Source organism: Burkholderia ambifaria AMMD (genome assembly GCF_000203915.1).
GTDB lineage: Bacteria > Pseudomonadota > Gammaproteobacteria > Burkholderiales > Burkholderiaceae > Burkholderia > Burkholderia ambifaria.
On record NC_008391.1, the window covers coordinates 88,377 to 103,944 of the forward strand.

Here is a 15,568-nt window from a genome sequence, read left to right on the forward strand (position 1 = left end):
ACAGGGAAACAGGAAGGGGATGTCGACCATGAAACTCGCCAGGCCGCTGTTCGCGCCGCACATGTCGTTCGTCGAACGCGCGTGGTATGTCGCGCTGCGCGTACTCGTCGTGCTGACGCTGCTGTACCTGATCCTGCCGGTGCTCGCGATCGTGCCGCTGTCGTTCTCGTCGAGCACGTTCCTCGTCTATCCGATCCCCGGCTTCTCGACGCGCTGGTACGAGAACCTGATCGCGTCCGACGAGTGGCGGATGGCCGCGAAGAACAGCTTCATCGTCGCGCCGTCGGCGACCGTCGTCGCGACCGTGCTCGGCACGCTCGCCGCGATCGGCCTCACGAAGGCGGACTTCCGCGGCAAGGGGCTGCTGATGGCCGTGCTGCTGTCGCCGATGATCGTGCCCGTCGTCGTGGTCGGCGTCGGCATGTACCTGTTCTTCGCGCCGCTCGGGCTCGCGAATACCTACACGGGGCTGATCGCCGCGCACGCGGCGCTCGGCGTGCCGTTCGTCGTGACGACGGTCGCCGCGACCCTGCAGGGCTTCAACCAGAACCTGGTGCGCGCGAGCCTGTCGCTCGGCGCGAATCCCGTCACGACGTTCTTCCGCGTGACGCTGCCGGTGATCGCGCCGGGCGTGATGTCGGGCGCGCTGTTCGCATTCGCGACGTCGTTCGACGAAGTCGTCGTCACGCTGTTCCTCGCCGGCGCGGACCAGACGACGCTGCCGCGCCAGATGTTCACAGGCATTCGCGAGAACATCAGCCCGACGATCGCCGCGCTCGCGACGATCCTGATCATCTTCTCGACGAGCCTGCTGCTCGTGCTCGAATGGCTGCGCGGACGCAACGCGCGACGCGCGGTGTCGTAGCGCGATCGTTGCGTCCTCAACGATGCCGCGCACCCGACGCGGCATCCCGAAGCTTTCGTTTCGCTGACTGACGGCGCGCTTGCCTGCAGGTTCGATGCGGCTCTGTAACAATACGGGTCGCGACGGTACGTGAACCGGTTTCACCGCATGGCATGCGCCGCCGCGCCGCTCAATTCCGCGACGCCGCGCGTCGCTCGTCAGCCGAGCCTCATCTTGTCCGAATTCGCTTCCTCCGCCGGCGCCCGGGAGCCGGCCGTCAACTGGCGCGCGATGTCCGCCGTGCTGCTGGCCGTCGCGCTCGCGACGCTCGACACCGCGATCGCGAACACCGCGCTGCCCGCGATCGCCGCCGACCTGCATGCGTCGCCGGCCGCATCGGTGTGGATCATCAACGCCTACCAGCTCGCGATGGTCGCGACGCTGCTGCCGTTCGCGTCGCTCGGCGACATCGTCGGCCACAAGCGCGTGTATGTCGCGGGCCTCGCGGTGTTTACGCTCGCGTCGCTCGGCTGCTCGCTCGCGTCGACGCTGCCGCAGCTGACGGCGGCGCGGATCGTGCAGGGCTTCGGCGCGAGCGCGATCATGAGCGTGAACGTCGCGCTGATCCGCAACCTGTTTCCCGCGCACCGGCTCGGGCGCGGCGTCGGCTTCAACGCGCTCGTCGTCGGCGTGTCGTTCGCGGTGGGGCCGACGATCGCGTCGTTGATCCTGTCGGTGGCCGCCTGGCCGTGGCTGTTCGCGGTGAACGTGCCGCTCGGCGTGCTCGCGCTTGCCGTCGCGATTCCGTCGCTGCCGCAGTCGGCGCGCGGCAAGCATGTGTTCGATCCGCTCGCCGCGCTGTTCAATGTGATCACGTTCGCGTCGCTGATCTTCGCGCTCGGCGAATTCGCGCAGCGCGGGCCGCTGTCCGTCGTGCTCGCGGCGGCCGCGGTCGCGCTCACGTTCGGCTGGCTGCTAATCCGCCGCCAGGCCGGACACCCGGCGCCGATGCTGCCGGTCGACCTGTTCCGCCGGCCGGTGTTCACGCTGTCCGCGCTGACGGCCGTATGCGCGTTTGCCGCGCAGGGGCTTGCGTTCGTATCGCTGCCGTTCTACTTCGAAACCGTCCTGCATCGCAGCGCGGTGGAGACCGGCTTCCTGATGACACCGTGGTCGGCGGTCGTCGCGCTCGCCGCGCCGATCGCGGGCCGGCTGTCCGACCGTTATCCGCCCGGCTTGCTCGGCGCGATCGGCCTCGCCTTGCTGAGCGCGGGGATGGTCGCGCTCGCCGCGCTGCCGGCCGCGCCGAACGTCTTCGACATCGGCTGGCGGATGATGCTGTGCGGCGCGGGCTTCGGCTTCTTCCAGTCGCCGAACCTGAAGGCGCTGATGTCCAGCGCGCCGCCCGAGCGCAGTGGCGGCGCGAGCGGGATCATCGCGACCGCGCGGCTGATCGGGCAGGCGACCGGCGCGGCGCTCGTCGCGCTGTCGTTCGGCGTCGCCGGACGTCACGGGCCGACGCTCGCGCTGATGCTCGGTGCAGGCTTTGCCGGCGCCGCGAGCGTCGCGAGCGGATTGCGGCTCTTCGCGCCGTCGCATCGCGTCGGCGCGCCGGTGCCGGTGAAGGAGCGGGCGACGGAGTAGTACACCGAAGCCTGGAAATGCTTCGGCCGGCGCACGCCGAACTTCCGTCGCGCGCCGGCCCTCGCGTCACGCTCAGAAGCCGCCCGTCTGGATCAGCTTGTTGAGGTTCGCGATGTTCAGGCTGCCGAAGCCGGTCGTCAGATCCCGGCCGCTGCCTGCGCTGTAGCCATACCCCTGATAGCCGTTGTTGCCCGATACGACGTCATAGCGCACGAGCGACGGGTTCGACGGAATGTCCGCATAGAAGTTGCCGGCCGGGAAGCCCAGGCCCGTGCCGTTTGCCGCGAGCAGACGCGCCCAGAAGCCGGTGAAGATCGGCGCGGCGAGGCTCGTGCCGCCGATCTGCTGCAACTGGCCGTAGTTGTAGATGTATGCGCCCGTGCCTTGCGCGGCGTCGAACGATACATCGGGCAACTGACGGTTGCTGCCCGACTGCCACGACGGCGCCGGCAGGATCGAGCTGACGCCGCCGCCCGTCGCCCATAGCTTGCCGTTGCCGTCGAGCCCCTCGTTCCACACCGTCTCGTTCGAGAAGGCGCCCGCGGACGTCGTGTACAGCGTCGTGCCGCCGATCGCGAGCACGTGCGGCGACGCGGCCGGCCACGACACCGTGTAGTTCCCGCCGTCCGGATAGCCGCGGTTGTTGCACTCGTACACGCCTTCGTCGCCCGACGATACCGAGAACGTCTGCCCTTGCGCGGCGGCCGTCGTGAAGATCTGCTCTTCGGCGTCGAGCGTGCCGTCCGCGTTCGCATCGGTCTCGCACCAGCCGAGCGACACGTTGATCACCTTCGCGGTGTTGTCCGACACCGCGCGATTGAATGCCTGCGTGAGCCCCGTGTTGCCGGCGGCGTTCAGGTCCGCCATGTAGAACACGAGCTTGCCGACCTGGCCGCCGGCCGAGCCGACGATCGACTGGCTGTCGAGATCCCATTCGCCCTGGCCGTCCTGGTCGTCGCTGTAGCTGCCGCTCGTGCCGGTGCCGTTGGTCTTGACGGTCTGGGTCGTGACCGTGCCGTAACCGTTGCTCGACGTGAACTGCCTCAGGTCCTGCAGCGTCTGCGACACGCCGCCGATCGTGATGATGCCGACGGTCACGCCGGCCGCGGTCGGCACGCCGGTCGCGTTGTAAAGGCCCGGGAATTCCTTCGGATAATGGCCGGTGGCCGTGCCGGCCGCGAGCGCCTGTGGCTTCGCGACGTTGCCGATGCGCAGCATCGGCCGTGCGCGTGCGACGTTCTGCAGCCCGAGCACCGAGCCGACGACGTCGCCGAGCGCATGCGGCACCTGCGCGGTCGACGCGTTCGCGAAGCCGGAGCGGCCCGCGTACTCGAAATGCACGAGCGACGTGTTGAACGCGGTCTTCACCGTGCCGGCCGTGCCGTGCGCGGACACCAGCAGCCGGTTCGGCGCGACGTCGATGTTCACGAAGCCGCTCTTGCGCAGATAGTCGACGACCGATTTGACCTGCGCTTCGGTCGGCGCGTAGCCGGCGAGGAACTGTTCGTGCGTGAGGTACTGGCGGTAATGCGCGTTGCCGGGCCGGTTCACGTCGTGCGCGAGTTGCTTGAGCTGCGCGGCGTTGCGCAGCTTTAGGCTGACGACGATGTCCGTCGTCTCGCCGGCCGCGAGTTCGAGCGACGGCGCCGCGCTGCGCGCCATCAACTGCGGGCCGGTCAGAAAGGCTTTCGTATGGGTATCGACCCAATCCGTCGCCGCATGGGCTGCGGCGGCGGCGAACACGAGCGGGACCGCGCACGCGAGGTGGCGGGGCGACGGAAGGGGCAGCGCAAACCAGGTGTTCCTTTTCATCGGGAGTCCTTTTGAGGAGGGACGACGTTGCTGGAACCCCCGGCCCTTGTGGGGCCGCGAGCGGTCACGAGCGTAGGGCGTCGGTGCCGTTCAGGTAGCTGCCAGTTTCCATAGCTGTCAGATCTGACATCGGCTTGCTCGTGGGGCTGCGCCATGTCGTTCGTGCAGGCGGCCGCAGCCCCGATGAAGGGAACCGGTTCGCGGCGCGCCCGCGCGACGGTCGACGACGTTTGAACGCACGCGTCGTTCGTTGCCGTGCCGGAATGCGCGCGATTACGGAGCGCAGCGCCGCGCGAGCACATTGGCCGCGAGCGGGCCTGCGCGCGTCGTGCGTCGCACTATGTGGTCAAGTGCGGCCGCGGCATCCGTGCGACGACGTCCCGATGGGCGGATTCACGAAAACGGGGCCGGTCGATCGCGCGCCTTTCCCGAACTGTGGAACAGCGCGTTGCCGAGTCTTGCAGCGTGCTTTCGGTTCTCGGGCCGGGTGAGCCGATTAGAGGAAGGGCTCGAATTCATGCGGCGACGCGGGAGCGATGCGCGCGTGAGGTCCGTCGCGCGCCGGTAGGCCACCGTTCGGCTCGCCGCGACGAACACCCACGCGAACGGATCGCACGACGCCCCCCGCGAAATTCCTCCTTGACGCGCACCATTGCGCGGCTATCCTTCAATCCATAACCATCGAGTTATTGATTGAAACATGCAAAACACTCACGACACGCTGTTCAGGACGCTTGCCGATCCGACGCGCCGCGCGCTCTTCGAGCGGCTGTGCGAGGAGGGCGAGCTGACCGTGGCCGCGCTGACGGCCCATGCTGGCGTGTCGCAGCCGGCGGTATCGAAGCATCTGGGTGTACTGAAGCAGGCCGGGCTCGTCAGCGACCGTCACGCGGGCCGGCAGACGCACTACAGCGCGCAGCCGCAGGCGCTGACTCCGTTGATCGACTGGACCAGCCAGATGGCAGGCTTCTGGCAGAACCGGTTCGACGCTCTCGAAGATCTGCTCAACAGGATGGATCAATGAACCAGCCCACTTCCGAAACACGCACCGTCGTCGTCGAACGGGAACTGCCGCATTCGCCTGAGAAGATCTGGCGCGCGCTCACGCAACCGCACCTGATCGAGGCGTGGCTGATGAAGAGCGATTTCGAGCCCGTCGCGGGCCGCACGTTCAGCTTTCACGCGGACTGGGGTTCGGTCGACTGCACGTTGCTGACGATCGAACCGGAGCGCGTGCTGTCCTACACGTGGGCCGCTTATGGCCTGGAAAGCGTCGTCACATGGACGCTCACGCCGACGCCGGGCGGCACGCTGTTGCGCATGGAGCAGGCCGGCTTCCGCGCGGATCAGGAACAGGCATACCGCGGTGCGCAGCAAGGGTGGGTGCGGTTCTTCGACTCGCTCGAACAAGTGGTCGCGCGTGCCGATGAAGACGAGGAGGGCCGGGCATGAGCGCATCCGACCCGGGCCTGCCGCCGTCGGCCCGTATCGACGCGCTGATCGCGGGGATCGCCGACTGGCGCGGCAAGACGTTCGCCGAGGTGCGCGAGACGATCCTCGCCGTCGACGACGGCATCGTCGAGGAATGGAAATGGATGGGCAGCCCCGTGTGGGCGTGCGATGGGATGATCGCGGTCGCGAACGCGCACAAGGGCAAGGTGAAGCTGACCTTCATGCACGGCGCGCACCTGCCCGATCCCGACGGGCTGTTCAATGGGGGCCTCGACGGCAATGCGCGCCGCTCGATCGATTGGTTCGAAGGCGACAAGCTCGACAAGCGGGGGCTGAAGCGCCTCGTTCGCGCGGCGATCGACTACAACCGCGCGCACCTGAAGAAGAACGCGCGCACCGGCGCCGGCGCGAAGGCGCGAGCCGACAAGGCCGCCTGACGCACCGGCACACCGGGCGCACGGCCCGGCCGCCGCCTTCCCGCCGCCGGCGGGCAGGCGAAAAAAAGCCCGACACGAGGTCGGGCATTCAAATCGGCCGCAACCGCCGCGAGGCGGCTGCGGCACCTGCAAAAGCAGGACGCTTACGCTGCCAGCAGCGAGCGCAGCACGAACGGCAGGATACCGCCGTGCTTGTAGTAGTCGACTTCGATCGGCGTATCGATGCGCAGCAGCACCGGCACGCGCTGCGTTTCGCCATTCTTGCGGTGGATCACGAGCGTGACGTCCTGCTGCGGCTTGAAGTCGTCGCCGAGGCCTTCGATGTCGTAGGTCTCTTCGCCGGTGATGCCGAGCGACTGGACGCTGTCCGCACCCTTGAACTGCAGCGGCAGCACGCCCATGCCGACCAGGTTCGAGCGGTGGATCCGCTCGAAGCTGCGTGCGATCACGGCCTTCACGCCGAGCAGTTGCGTGCCCTTCGCGGCCCAGTCGCGCGACGAGCCCGTGCCGTACTCTTCGCCCGCGAACACGACGGTCGGCGTGTCGGCGTCGACATAGCGCATCGCGGCGTCGTAGATCGACAGCTGGTCGCCGCTCGGCTGGTGGATCGTCAGGCCGCCTTCGACGCGCGAGCCGTCTGCCTTCACCGGGATCATCAGGTTCTTGATCCGGACGTTCGCGAACGTGCCGCGCATCATCACGTCGTGGTTGCCGCGGCGCGAGCCGTAGCTGTTGAAGTCGGCCTTCTGCACGCCGTTCTCCTTCAGCCACTTGCCTGCCGGCGAGTCTTCCTTGATCGAGCCTGCCGGGCTGATGTGGTCGGTCGTGACCGAGTCACCGAAGATGCCCAGTGCGCGCGCGCCCTTGACCGTCGGGATCGAATCGGCCGGCTCCATCGAGAAGTCGTTGCCGAAGAACGGCGGCTCCGCGATGTAGGTCGACTTCGGCCAGTCGTAGACCTGGCCCGTTTCGCCCTCGATCTTGCTCCACAGGTCGCCCTTCTTGGTCAGCTTCGAGTAGTTGTCCTCGAACTTCTTCGGGTCGAGCGCGAACTTGAGCAGCGCGTGGATTTCCTCGCTCGTCGGCCAGATGTCGCCGAGGTAGATGTCGTAACCGTCCTTGCCCTTGCCGACCGGCTCGGTCATCAGGTCGCGCGTGATGTTGCCGGCGATCGCGTAGGCGACGACGAGCGGCGGCGACGCGAGGAAGTTCGCGCGGATGTTCGGGTGGATACGCGCTTCGAAGTTACGGTTGCCCGACAGCACGGCTGCCGCGACGATGTCGTTCTTCGTGATCGCTTCGTTCAGCTCCGGCGTCAGGTCGCCCGCGTTGCCGATACAGGTCGTGCAGCCATAGGCCGCGACTTCGAAGCCGAGCTTCGACAGGTAGGGCAGCAGGCCCGTCTTCGTCAGGTACTCGGTGACGATGCGCGATCCCGGCGCGAGCGAGGTCTTGATCTTCGGATCGACCGTGAGGCCGGCCTCGACCGCCTTCTTCGCGAGCAGGCCTGCAGCCAGCAGCACGCTCGGGTTCGACGTGTTCGTGCACGACGTGATCGCGGCGATCAGCACGTCGCCGTTCTTCACGTCGACGCCGTTGCTCGTCGTGTACTGCGTGTTCAGTTCGTCCGCCTTCTTCGCGAAGCCGTTTTCCGCGACCGGCTTCGAGAACAGGTCGGTGAACGTCGACTTGACGTTGCCGATCTCGATGCGGTCCTGCGGGCGCTTCGGGCCTGCCAGCGACGGCGCGACCGTCGCCAGGTCGAGCGTCACCGTCTTCGTGTAGTCGATGTCGCCGGCCTGCGGAATGCCGAACAGGTTCTGAGCCTTGAAGTAGTTCTCGAACGCGGCGATTTCCGCCTTCGTGCGGCCCGTGCCTTCGAAGTAGTCGATGGTCTTTTCGTCGACCGGGAAGAAGCCCATCGTCGCGCCGTATTCCGGCGCCATGTTGCCGATCGTCGCGCGGTCCGGCAGCGACAGCGACTTCGTGCCTTCGCCGAAGAACTCGACGAACTTGCCGACGACCTTCTCCTTGCGCAGCATTTCGGTGATCGTCAGCACCAGGTCGGTGGCCGTCACGCCTTCGCGCAGCTTGCCCTTCAGCTCGACGCCGACGACGTCCGGCGTCAGGAAGTACACCGGCTGGCCGAGCATGCCGGCTTCGGCCTCGATGCCGCCCACGCCCCAGCCGACCACGCCGATGCCGTTGATCATCGTCGTGTGGCTGTCCGTGCCGACGAGGGTGTCCGGGTAGTACACGGTGTCGCCGCCGTTCGCCTTCTTGTGGACGCCGCGCGCGAGATACTCGAGGTTCACCTGGTGGACGATGCCGACGCCCGGCGGCACGACCTTGAACGTGTCGAACGCCTGCATGCCCCACTTCATGAACTGGTAGCGTTCGTTGTTGCGCTGGAATTCCAGCTTCATGTTCAGGTCGAGCGCGTCCTTCTGGCGGAAGTAGTCGATCTGGACCGAGTGGTCGACGACGAGATCGACCGGCACCAGCGGCTCGATCTTCTTCGGGTTCTTGCCCGAACGCTCGGCGACGCCGCGCATGGCCGCGATGTCGGCGAGCAGCGGGACGCCCGTGAAGTCCTGCAGCACGACGCGCGACACCACGAACGGAATCTCGTCGACGCGCTTCGCGGTCGGCTTCCAGTTCGCCAGCTGCTCGATGTGTTCCTCGGTGATCTTCTTGCCGTCGTAGTTGCGCAGCACGGACTCGAGCACGATACGGATCGACACCGGCAGGCGCTCGATCTTCGTCTTCAGTTCCTTGCCGAGCTGCGGCAGCGAGTAGAACTTGCCTTTGCCGGAACCGCTGTCGAATTCCTGGAGGGTCTTGTGGAGATTGTGGGCCATGGTGATTTTCCTGGGTTTAAGGCTAGGAAACAAAGAGTCCTGTAGATGACGGCTATATCACATACAAGTCGACGTATTCATCGACCGGCATTGCTTCGAGCGTTGCCTGGTCCAGCGACACGTCGAGAATCGCTTGTTGCTGCCTGGCCGGGAAGCGACGGGCGAGGTTGGTCCTGAACTTCTCGACCAGCAGCGGGATGCCTTCCGCGCGGCGGCGCCGGTGGCCGAGCGGGTATTCGATCGCCACTTCGGCAAGCTTCGACCCGTCCGCGAATTCGATCGTCAGCGCATTCGCGATCGATCGCCTGGCCGGGTCATGGTAATCCTTCGTGAACTGCGGATCCTCGACGCACACGGTTTTCGCGCGCAGCGCGTCGATGCGCGGATCGGCGGCGACCGCGTCTTCGTAATCGGCGGCGGTCAGCCGGCCAAACAGCAACGGCACGGCGACCATGTACTGAATGCAGTGATCGCGATCGGCCGGATTGGCGAGCGGGCCCTGCTTGTCGATGATGCGCAGCGCGGCCGCGTGCGTGCGGATCGTGATCCGGCTGATGTCGTCGGTCGTGCGGCCCGCCGCGGCGAGCTGCGCGTGCAACTGCAGCGCGGCCTCGGCGGCCGTCTGCGCGTGGAATTCGGCCGGGAACGCGATCTTGAACAGCACGTTTTCCATCACGTACGTGCCGTACGGGCGCTGGAAGCGGAACGGCTGCCCGTCGAACAGCACGTCGTAGAAGCCCCACGTTTTTGCGGTGAGCGCCGACGGGTAGCCCATTTCACCCGTTTTCGCGATCAGCGCGAGGCGCACCGCGCGGGACGTCGCGTCGCCGGCCGCCCATGACTTGCGCGAACCGGTGTTCGGCGCGTGGCGGTAGGTGCGCAGCGCCTGACCGTCGACGAATGCGTTGGACACCGCGTTGATCAGCTCGTCGCGCGTAAGCCCGAGCAGGCGGCCGACGACGGCCGTCGACGCGACCTTCACGAGCAGCACGTGGTCGAGCCCCACGGCGTTGAACGAATTCTCGAGGGCGAGGCAGCCCTGGATCTCATGGGCCTGGATCATCGCGACGAGCACGTCGCGCATCGCAAGCGGCTGCCTGCCGGCCGCGACGGCCGTGCGGGACAGCCAGTCGGCCGTCGCCAGGATCCCGCCCAGATTGTCGGACGGATGACCCCATTCGGCGGCGAGCCAGGTGTCGTTGAAGTCCAGCCAGCGGATCATCGCGCCGATGTCGAACGCGGCCTGGACGGGATCGAGCTGGAAGGACGTGCCGGGCACCTTCGCGCCGTTCGGCACGATCGTGCCGGGCACGACGGGGCCGAGCAGCTTGGTGCAGGCGGGATAGGACAGCGCCTCGAGTCCGCATCCGAGCGTGTCGATCAGGCAATGACGCGCCGTCTCCAGCGCGAGCGCGCTGTCGATGCCGGTGTTCAGCACGTAGTCGACGATATCGACGAGTACCGTATCCGGAGCAGGGCGGACGTTGGAGACCGGGGCGGACATCGAGGGGCCGGGAGCGGAAAAACGCGCGCGCTTAGTTCGTTGCCGGCTTCAGCTCGTTCGACTGCGTCGGTGCCGCGGTGCCTTGCGTCATTTCCGGCGTCACGCATTCGTCCGCGAGGCGCTCGCCGCCGTTTGCGTCGGAGAACAGCATCGCCTTGGTCGGGATCACGACCAGCTTCAAGCCGGCTGCCGGATCGTAGAACGTGTCGGCGCCCGTCGTCGTGGCTTCGCGCGGCAGCTTGTAGTTCCGCTTCGCCCAGTGAACCGTGACGAGCTGGTCGCGCTTCATGTCGCCGGCGAGGTCGAACGACAGACCTTCCTTACAGGACCACTTGACCGCGCCTTCCGGTACCGTGTCGACCTTGGCAGCCGCGCGTGCCTGTGCCTTCTTGCTGCGCGGGATGATGCGCTTGGCCGGCGCCGGGCGCTTGGCCGTCTTCTTCGCGGTCGTCGCCGTACCCTGGGCGAACGCGCTCGGAGCCGACACCAGCATCGTGGCGGACAACGCGCCGATGGCGGTAGCGATCAGGAGTTTCTTCATGGAGTCAGAACCTTTCGATTATCAGTTGACAAGGGCCGGCAATCGAAACCGCCGGCCGGTTTGAAACTGCACGCGCCCCGGAAGCGCGCAGCGGCCGCTATTTTCACCTATTTGGCCGCGCAAATTTCAGGTTTTCGGGCTCCGTTACGTTTTTTGTCGTTTCGCAAACCTGTGTGGGGTTTACGCCCCGGCGATTCGATGAAATGCGTGTGCCGGCGCGGGCTCACCGCGCGTCTCCGGCGGCTGGGCCGAACAGCGGTGCGGCCTCGGCCGGCACCGGCTGGCCGGTCGCGCGCGCGCGGCGCAGCACCGACCAGTAATAGCGGTAGCTCGCGCGGTCGTGCAGCGTATCGCCGTGGCGCGTCGGGCCCCAGTCGGCGGCCTGCGCGGCCAGCAGGATCTCGGCGGCCAGTGCGACTTCATCGGTGCGCGGCGCGAATGCGTCGACGATCGGGCGGATCTGCGCGGGATGGATGCTCCACATCCGCGTGAATGCGAATTCGTCGCGTGCGCGGAGGGCGTCGCCGGCGACGATCGCCATGTCGCGCACCTCGGTTGTGACATTGTGTGACGGTGTCTTGCCGTGCGCGTGGCAGGCCGCGGCGATCTCCAGCTTCGCGCGGCGCACGAGCGGGTGGTCGAACTGGCCGGGCGAGCGCATCGCCGCATCGGGAATCGCGCCGTGATGGGCGGACACGAAGTCCATCAGCCCGAAGCTCAGCGTGCCGACGAGCGGCAGCGCGGCGAGGGCGGCCGCCTGCGCGAGCGCACCGTGCGTCTCGACCAGCACGTCGACGGGAATCGGCTGCGCGAGGCCGAGCTCGCGGCGTGTGCCTTCGATGAACGCGACCATCTCGGCCGCGTCGGCGGCGCTCGCGATCTTCGGCAGCGTGACGTAGGCCGGTGCGCGCGCGGCGCGCAGCACGATGCGCACGTCGTCGCGCCAATGGGGATGGGAAAAGTCGTGGATGCGGACGCCGACCCGCCCGAAGCGGTTCTCGGCGCTGCCGAGCAGCTCGGCGACGAGCTGCGCGTGCGCGGCTTCCTGGCCGACGGCCGCGCCGTCCTCGCAGTCGAGCGTGATGTCGAACACGGGGCCGAGTTCGGCCTGGAGCGCGAGCGACTTGCGCATCAGCTTCTCGCTGCCCGCGTAGTGATCGCAGCAGGGCAGGATCGCGGGCGGCGACGCCCCGTCGTACAGCACTTGTGCAGGAGTGAGCGCGGACATCTCTTCTACGTCAAGGAAGCGGGCAACGTGGAGAAAATCGGATTCGGGCACGTTCTGGGCCGGCGCGCGGGGCGCGTGAGCGGCAAAACGTGCGCGGATCGGATCGGGCGGCGGGACCGGCTGCCGGCCCGCCGCCCGTGCCGTGACCGGCCCGCCCGGAGGCGGCCCGGCCATCATGCAGCCTGCTTAGTTCTTCAGCAGATGGGCGACGCCGTCGCGCTCTTCGAGCAGCTCGGCCAGCGTGCCGTCCATCTTCTCGCGCGAGAACGCGTCGATTTCCAGGCCTTCGACGCGCTTGTACTCGCCGTTTTCGCACACGACCGGCACGCCGTAGATGATGTCTTCGGGGATGCCGTACGAGCCGTCCGACGGGATGCCCATCGTGACCCACTTGCCGTTCGTGCCGAGGACCCAGTCACGCACGTGGTCGATCGCCGCGTTGGCTGCCGACGCTGCCGACGACAGGCCGCGCGCTTCGATGATCGCCGCGCCGCGCTTGCCGACGGTCGGGATGAACGTGTCGCGGTTCCACACGTCGTCGTTGATCAGCTTCAGCAGCGACTCGCCTTCGGCGGTCGCGAAGCGGAAGTCGGGGTACATCGTCGGCGAGTGGTTGCCCCACACGGCGAGCTTCTCGATCGATGCGACCGGCTTGCCCGACTTCGCGGCGAGCTGCGACAGCGCGCGGTTGTGGTCGAGGCGCAGCATGGCCGTGAAGTTCTTCTTCGGCAGATCCGGTGCCGACTTCATGGCGATGTACGCGTTGGTGTTCGCCGGGTTGCCGACGACCAGCACCTTCACGTCGCGGCTCGCGACTTCGTTCAGCGCGGCGCCCTGGACCGTGAAGATCTCGGCGTTCGCCGACAGCAGGTCCTTGCGCTCCATGCCCTTCGAGCGCGGACGTGCGCCGACCAGCAGAGCGACGTCTGCATCCTTGAATGCAACCTTCGGATCGTCGGTGATCACGACGCCCGCGAGCAGCGGGAACGCGCAATCGTCGAGCTCCATCACGACGCCTTTGACGGCGGCTTGGGCTTGCGGGAGGTCGAGCAGTTGCAGGATGACCGGCTGGTCCTTGCCGAGCAGGTCGCCGTTCGCGATGCGGAACAGCAGGGAGTATGCGATTTGACCTGCGGCGCCGGTGACGGCAACGCGCTTTGCGGGCTTAGCCATTGAAAATCTCCAGGACGGGTGAAGCGGTGGACGCTAGGCAAAACGCCATTCTATGCGCGTTACGCGTAGCGTTGCATTGAAGCAGGGCGGAGGACTCGCGAATGGCACACGCGGTGAACCTGGAGACGGCCGTGGCACGTAGCCGGGGACGCATTTTGCACCCGCGAACCCTTGCTCGCCCCGGAGTGTAGGAGCCGGCTGGCCCAAAGTCAAACGGTATCATATGTCTTATATAAGACAGATGTTTTGCGGAATTTGAGTGGACGAAAAAGCGCGGTTTGTGATGAAATGCGCGCCATGACATCGAACCAGGCGAACAACGCGAATCCAACCGGCGCAGGCGGCCCAGGGCAGCCGGGCGCGGGTGATTCCGCGCCGGCGCCTGCCGCTTCGCCGTCCCCGACCTTCAGCCCGTTATACCAGCAGATCAAGTCATTGATCACGCAGAGTCTCGAATCCGGTGAATGGAAGCCGGGCGAGATCATCCCGAGCGAAGTGGAGCTCGCGGCCCGCTATAAGGTGAGCCAAGGCACCGTTCGCAAGGCGATCGACGAACTGGCCGCCGAAAACCTCGTGGTCCGGCGGCAGGGCAAGGGGACGTTTGTTGCAACGCACAACGAGGATCGCGCGCAGTTCCGCTTCCTGCGGCTGCTGGCCGACGACGGTGCCGAGCATCCGCACGTGAGCCGGCTGCTCGAGTGCCGGCGCCTGCGCGCGCCGGCCGAGATCGCGCGGCAGCTCGACCTGAAGCCGGCCGACCCGGTCGTGCAGGTGCGCCGCCTGCTGGAGTTCGATAGCGAAGTGACGGTGCTCGACGAGATCTGGCTGCCGGGCACGATGTTCCGCGGGCTCACGTTCGAGCGGTTGAGCGAGTACAAGGGGCCGCTCTACGCGATGTTCGAGACGGAGTTCGGCACGCGGATGATCCGCGCGACGGAGAAGATCCGCGCGGTCGCGGCGGAGCCGGCGGTGGCCGACCTGCTGCACGTGCCGGCGGGTTTTCCGTTGCTGTCGGTCGAGCGCGTGTCCTACACGTACGGTGACCGGCCGGTGGAAGTGCGGCGCGGCTGGTATGTCACAACCGGGTACTACTATCAGAATGACTTGAGTTGACGGTGTTCGGCTCGGGCCGGGTGCATTCGCGTTCCACACGCGCGCGAAGCACGTTTTGGGCCGCCTTTGTTCGTGTTCGCGCAACTATCCAGAGCAGACTTTCGCTGCAGCGCGATATAAAAAGGCGCTAAAATCGCGGATTAGTGTGACAACATAGTAGGGGTCTAGCATGACTGACGCAGTAAGAAAGCCGAGGCCGGAATACCGGAACATCGGAATCGGCGACATCACGTTGAAATACCGCATGCCTCTGGCTGCGATATTGTCGATTCTCCACCGAGTCAGCGGCGCGCTGCTGTTCCTGTTCCTGCCGTTCGTGCTGTTCCTCTTCGACCAGAGCCTCACCTCCGAGCTCAGCTTCGAAGTCTTCAAGGCTTTCCTCTCCAACATCGTCGTCAAGCTGATCGTCCTCGCGCTGTCGTGGGCGTTCCTCCACCATTTCTGCGCCGGCATTCGCCACCTGCTGATGGACGTCAACCACGACGCCGTCTCGAAGGAAGGCGGCAAGCGGACGGCCGTCGTCGTCTTTGTCGTCTCGATCGCGCTGACGATCGCCATGGCACTCAAACTGTTCGGAGCATTCTAAGAAAATGGCAGCCAATAACCGAATCGGCTCGAAGCGCCTCGTCGTCGGCGCTCACTACGGCCTGCGCGACTGGCTCGCGCAGCGCGTCACCGCCACGATCATGGCAGTCTACACGGTCATTCTGCTCGCGCTGTTCTTCGGCGCGCATGACTTCTCGTACGAAGGCTGGGCGTCGATCTTCTCCGCGCAATGGATGAAGCTCGCGACCTTCGTGACGCTGCTTTCCCTCTTCTACCACGCATGGGTCGGCGTGCGCGACATCTGGATGGACTACGTGAAGCCCGTCGGTGTGCGCCTGCTGCTGCAATCGCTGACCATCGTCTGGCTGCTCGCATGTGCGGGCTACGCCGCGCAGATTCTCTGGAGAGTGTAA

At 66.5% G+C, this 15,568-nt stretch carries 14 protein-coding genes; 8 read left to right on the forward strand and 6 right to left on the reverse strand.

The annotated features are described in order from the left end of the window. Window positions 1-28 precede the first annotated feature (28 nt). Together BAMB_RS16635 and BAMB_RS16640 are read left to right on the forward strand one after the other, a co-directional pair. The gene (locus BAMB_RS16635) at window positions 29-865 is read left to right on the forward strand and encodes an ABC transporter permease (RefSeq protein ID WP_011658340.1); all 837 of its coding nucleotides are present in this window, start codon (window positions 29-31) and stop codon (window positions 863-865) included. 213 nt (window positions 866-1,078) lie between these two features. Next, a complete protein-coding gene (locus BAMB_RS16640) occupies window positions 1,079-2,488 on the forward strand; it encodes an MFS transporter (protein ID WP_041491623.1) in 1,410 nt (469 codons plus the stop codon). A 72-nt stretch (window positions 2,489-2,560) separates the two neighbouring features. Here BAMB_RS16640 and BAMB_RS16645 read toward each other — a convergent pair whose 3' ends face one another. After that, window positions 2,561-4,300 carry a S53 family peptidase gene (locus BAMB_RS16645; protein ID WP_011658342.1) on the reverse strand — a complete coding sequence of 580 codons (1,740 nt, stop codon included), beginning with the start codon at window positions 4,298-4,300 and terminating at the stop codon, window positions 2,561-2,563. A gap of 700 nt (window positions 4,301-5,000) precedes the next feature. Between BAMB_RS16645 and BAMB_RS16650 the strand changes: the two genes are divergently transcribed. Genes BAMB_RS16650 through BAMB_RS16660 form a run of 3 tightly spaced genes read left to right on the forward strand, consistent with a single transcriptional unit; the run spans window position 5,001 to window position 6,189 of the window. Further along, window positions 5,001-5,324 carry an ArsR/SmtB family transcription factor gene (locus BAMB_RS16650; RefSeq protein ID WP_011658343.1) on the forward strand — a complete coding sequence of 108 codons (324 nt, stop codon included), beginning with the start codon at window positions 5,001-5,003 and terminating at the stop codon, window positions 5,322-5,324. Further along, on the forward strand, window positions 5,321-5,752 hold the full coding sequence (locus BAMB_RS16655; RefSeq protein WP_011658344.1) for an SRPBCC family protein: 432 nt from the start codon (window positions 5,321-5,323) through the stop codon (window positions 5,750-5,752). The genes BAMB_RS16650 and BAMB_RS16655 overlap by 4 nt, the downstream gene beginning before the upstream one ends. Further along, on the forward strand, window positions 5,749-6,189 hold the full coding sequence (locus tag BAMB_RS16660) for a DUF1801 domain-containing protein (RefSeq protein ID WP_011658345.1): 441 nt from the start codon (window positions 5,749-5,751) through the stop codon (window positions 6,187-6,189). The genes BAMB_RS16655 and BAMB_RS16660 overlap by 4 nt, the downstream gene beginning before the upstream one ends. Before the next feature lie 143 nt (window positions 6,190-6,332). Here BAMB_RS16660 and acnA read toward each other — a convergent pair whose 3' ends face one another. The 5 genes from acnA to BAMB_RS16685 all read right to left on the reverse strand — a co-directional run bounded on the left by acnA (window position 6,333) and on the right by BAMB_RS16685 (window position 13,496). Continuing rightward, entirely contained in the window at window positions 6,333-9,050 is a 2,718-nt protein-coding gene (gene acnA / locus BAMB_RS16665; protein WP_011658346.1) for an aconitate hydratase AcnA, read from the reverse strand. 52 nt (window positions 9,051-9,102) lie between these two features. Continuing rightward, the gene (locus tag BAMB_RS16670) at window positions 9,103-10,554 is read right to left on the reverse strand and encodes a bifunctional 2-methylcitrate dehydratase/aconitate hydratase (RefSeq protein ID WP_011658347.1); all 1,452 of its coding nucleotides are present in this window, start codon (window positions 10,552-10,554) and stop codon (window positions 9,103-9,105) included. 31 nt (window positions 10,555-10,585) lie between these two features. Then, window positions 10,586-11,095, reverse strand: a complete 510-nt coding sequence (locus tag BAMB_RS16675) for a hypothetical protein (RefSeq protein ID WP_011658348.1) — start codon at window positions 11,093-11,095, stop codon at window positions 10,586-10,588. Between the two features lie 223 nt (window positions 11,096-11,318). Next, complete coding sequence (locus tag BAMB_RS16680) at window positions 11,319-12,323, reverse strand: HpcH/HpaI aldolase/citrate lyase family protein (protein ID WP_011658349.1); 1,005 nt, start codon at window positions 12,321-12,323, stop codon at window positions 11,319-11,321. Between the two features lie 186 nt (window positions 12,324-12,509). Then, window positions 12,510-13,496, reverse strand: a complete 987-nt coding sequence (locus tag BAMB_RS16685) for a malate dehydrogenase (protein ID WP_006754984.1) — start codon at window positions 13,494-13,496, stop codon at window positions 12,510-12,512. A gap of 288 nt (window positions 13,497-13,784) precedes the next feature. Here BAMB_RS16685 and BAMB_RS16690 point away from each other — a divergent pair, with 288 nt between their 5' ends. The 3 genes from BAMB_RS16690 (at window position 13,785) to sdhD (ending at window position 15,568) form a co-directional block, all read left to right on the forward strand. After that, window positions 13,785-14,609: a GntR family transcriptional regulator gene (locus BAMB_RS16690; protein WP_011658350.1), complete on the forward strand. Its 825-nt coding sequence runs from the start codon at window positions 13,785-13,787 to the stop codon at window positions 14,607-14,609. Window positions 14,610-14,778: 169 nt separating this feature from the next. Then, entirely contained in the window at window positions 14,779-15,195 is a 417-nt protein-coding gene (sdhC, locus tag BAMB_RS16695) for a succinate dehydrogenase, cytochrome b556 subunit (protein WP_011658351.1), read from the forward strand. Window positions 15,196-15,199: 4 nt separating this feature from the next. Continuing rightward, window positions 15,200-15,568: a succinate dehydrogenase, hydrophobic membrane anchor protein gene (gene sdhD / locus BAMB_RS16700; RefSeq protein WP_006756688.1), complete on the forward strand. Its 369-nt coding sequence runs from the start codon at window positions 15,200-15,202 to the stop codon at window positions 15,566-15,568.

What these genes read in the sequence shown, in the direction of transcription:
- BAMB_RS16670 (WP_011658347.1), bottom strand. Translation starts at nt 10,554, where the DNA reads ATGTCCGCCCCGGTCTCCAACGTCCGCCCTGCTCCGGATACGGTACTC.
- BAMB_RS16680 (WP_011658349.1), bottom strand. Translation starts at nt 12,323, where the DNA reads ATGTCCGCGCTCACTCCTGCACAAGTGCTGTACGACGGGGCGTCGCCG.
- BAMB_RS16675 (WP_011658348.1), bottom strand. Translation starts at nt 11,095, where the DNA reads ATGAAGAAACTCCTGATCGCTACCGCCATCGGCGCGTTGTCCGCCACG.
- BAMB_RS16645 (WP_011658342.1), bottom strand. Translation starts at nt 4,300, where the DNA reads ATGAAAAGGAACACCTGGTTTGCGCTGCCCCTTCCGTCGCCCCGCCAC.
- BAMB_RS16685 (WP_006754984.1), bottom strand. Translation starts at nt 13,496, where the DNA reads ATGGCTAAGCCCGCAAAGCGCGTTGCCGTCACCGGCGCCGCAGGTCAA.
- sdhC (WP_011658351.1), top strand. Translation starts at nt 14,779, where the DNA reads ATGACTGACGCAGTAAGAAAGCCGAGGCCGGAATACCGGAACATCGGA.
- BAMB_RS16655 (WP_011658344.1), top strand. Translation starts at nt 5,321, where the DNA reads ATGAACCAGCCCACTTCCGAAACACGCACCGTCGTCGTCGAACGGGAA.
- acnA (WP_011658346.1), bottom strand. Translation starts at nt 9,050, where the DNA reads ATGGCCCACAATCTCCACAAGACCCTCCAGGAATTCGACAGCGGTTCC.
- sdhD (WP_006756688.1), top strand. Translation starts at nt 15,200, where the DNA reads ATGGCAGCCAATAACCGAATCGGCTCGAAGCGCCTCGTCGTCGGCGCT.
- BAMB_RS16690 (WP_011658350.1), top strand. Translation starts at nt 13,785, where the DNA reads ATGCGCGCCATGACATCGAACCAGGCGAACAACGCGAATCCAACCGGC.
- BAMB_RS16635 (WP_011658340.1), top strand. Translation starts at nt 29, where the DNA reads ATGAAACTCGCCAGGCCGCTGTTCGCGCCGCACATGTCGTTCGTCGAA.
- BAMB_RS16650 (WP_011658343.1), top strand. Translation starts at nt 5,001, where the DNA reads ATGCAAAACACTCACGACACGCTGTTCAGGACGCTTGCCGATCCGACG.
- BAMB_RS16660 (WP_011658345.1), top strand. Translation starts at nt 5,749, where the DNA reads ATGAGCGCATCCGACCCGGGCCTGCCGCCGTCGGCCCGTATCGACGCG.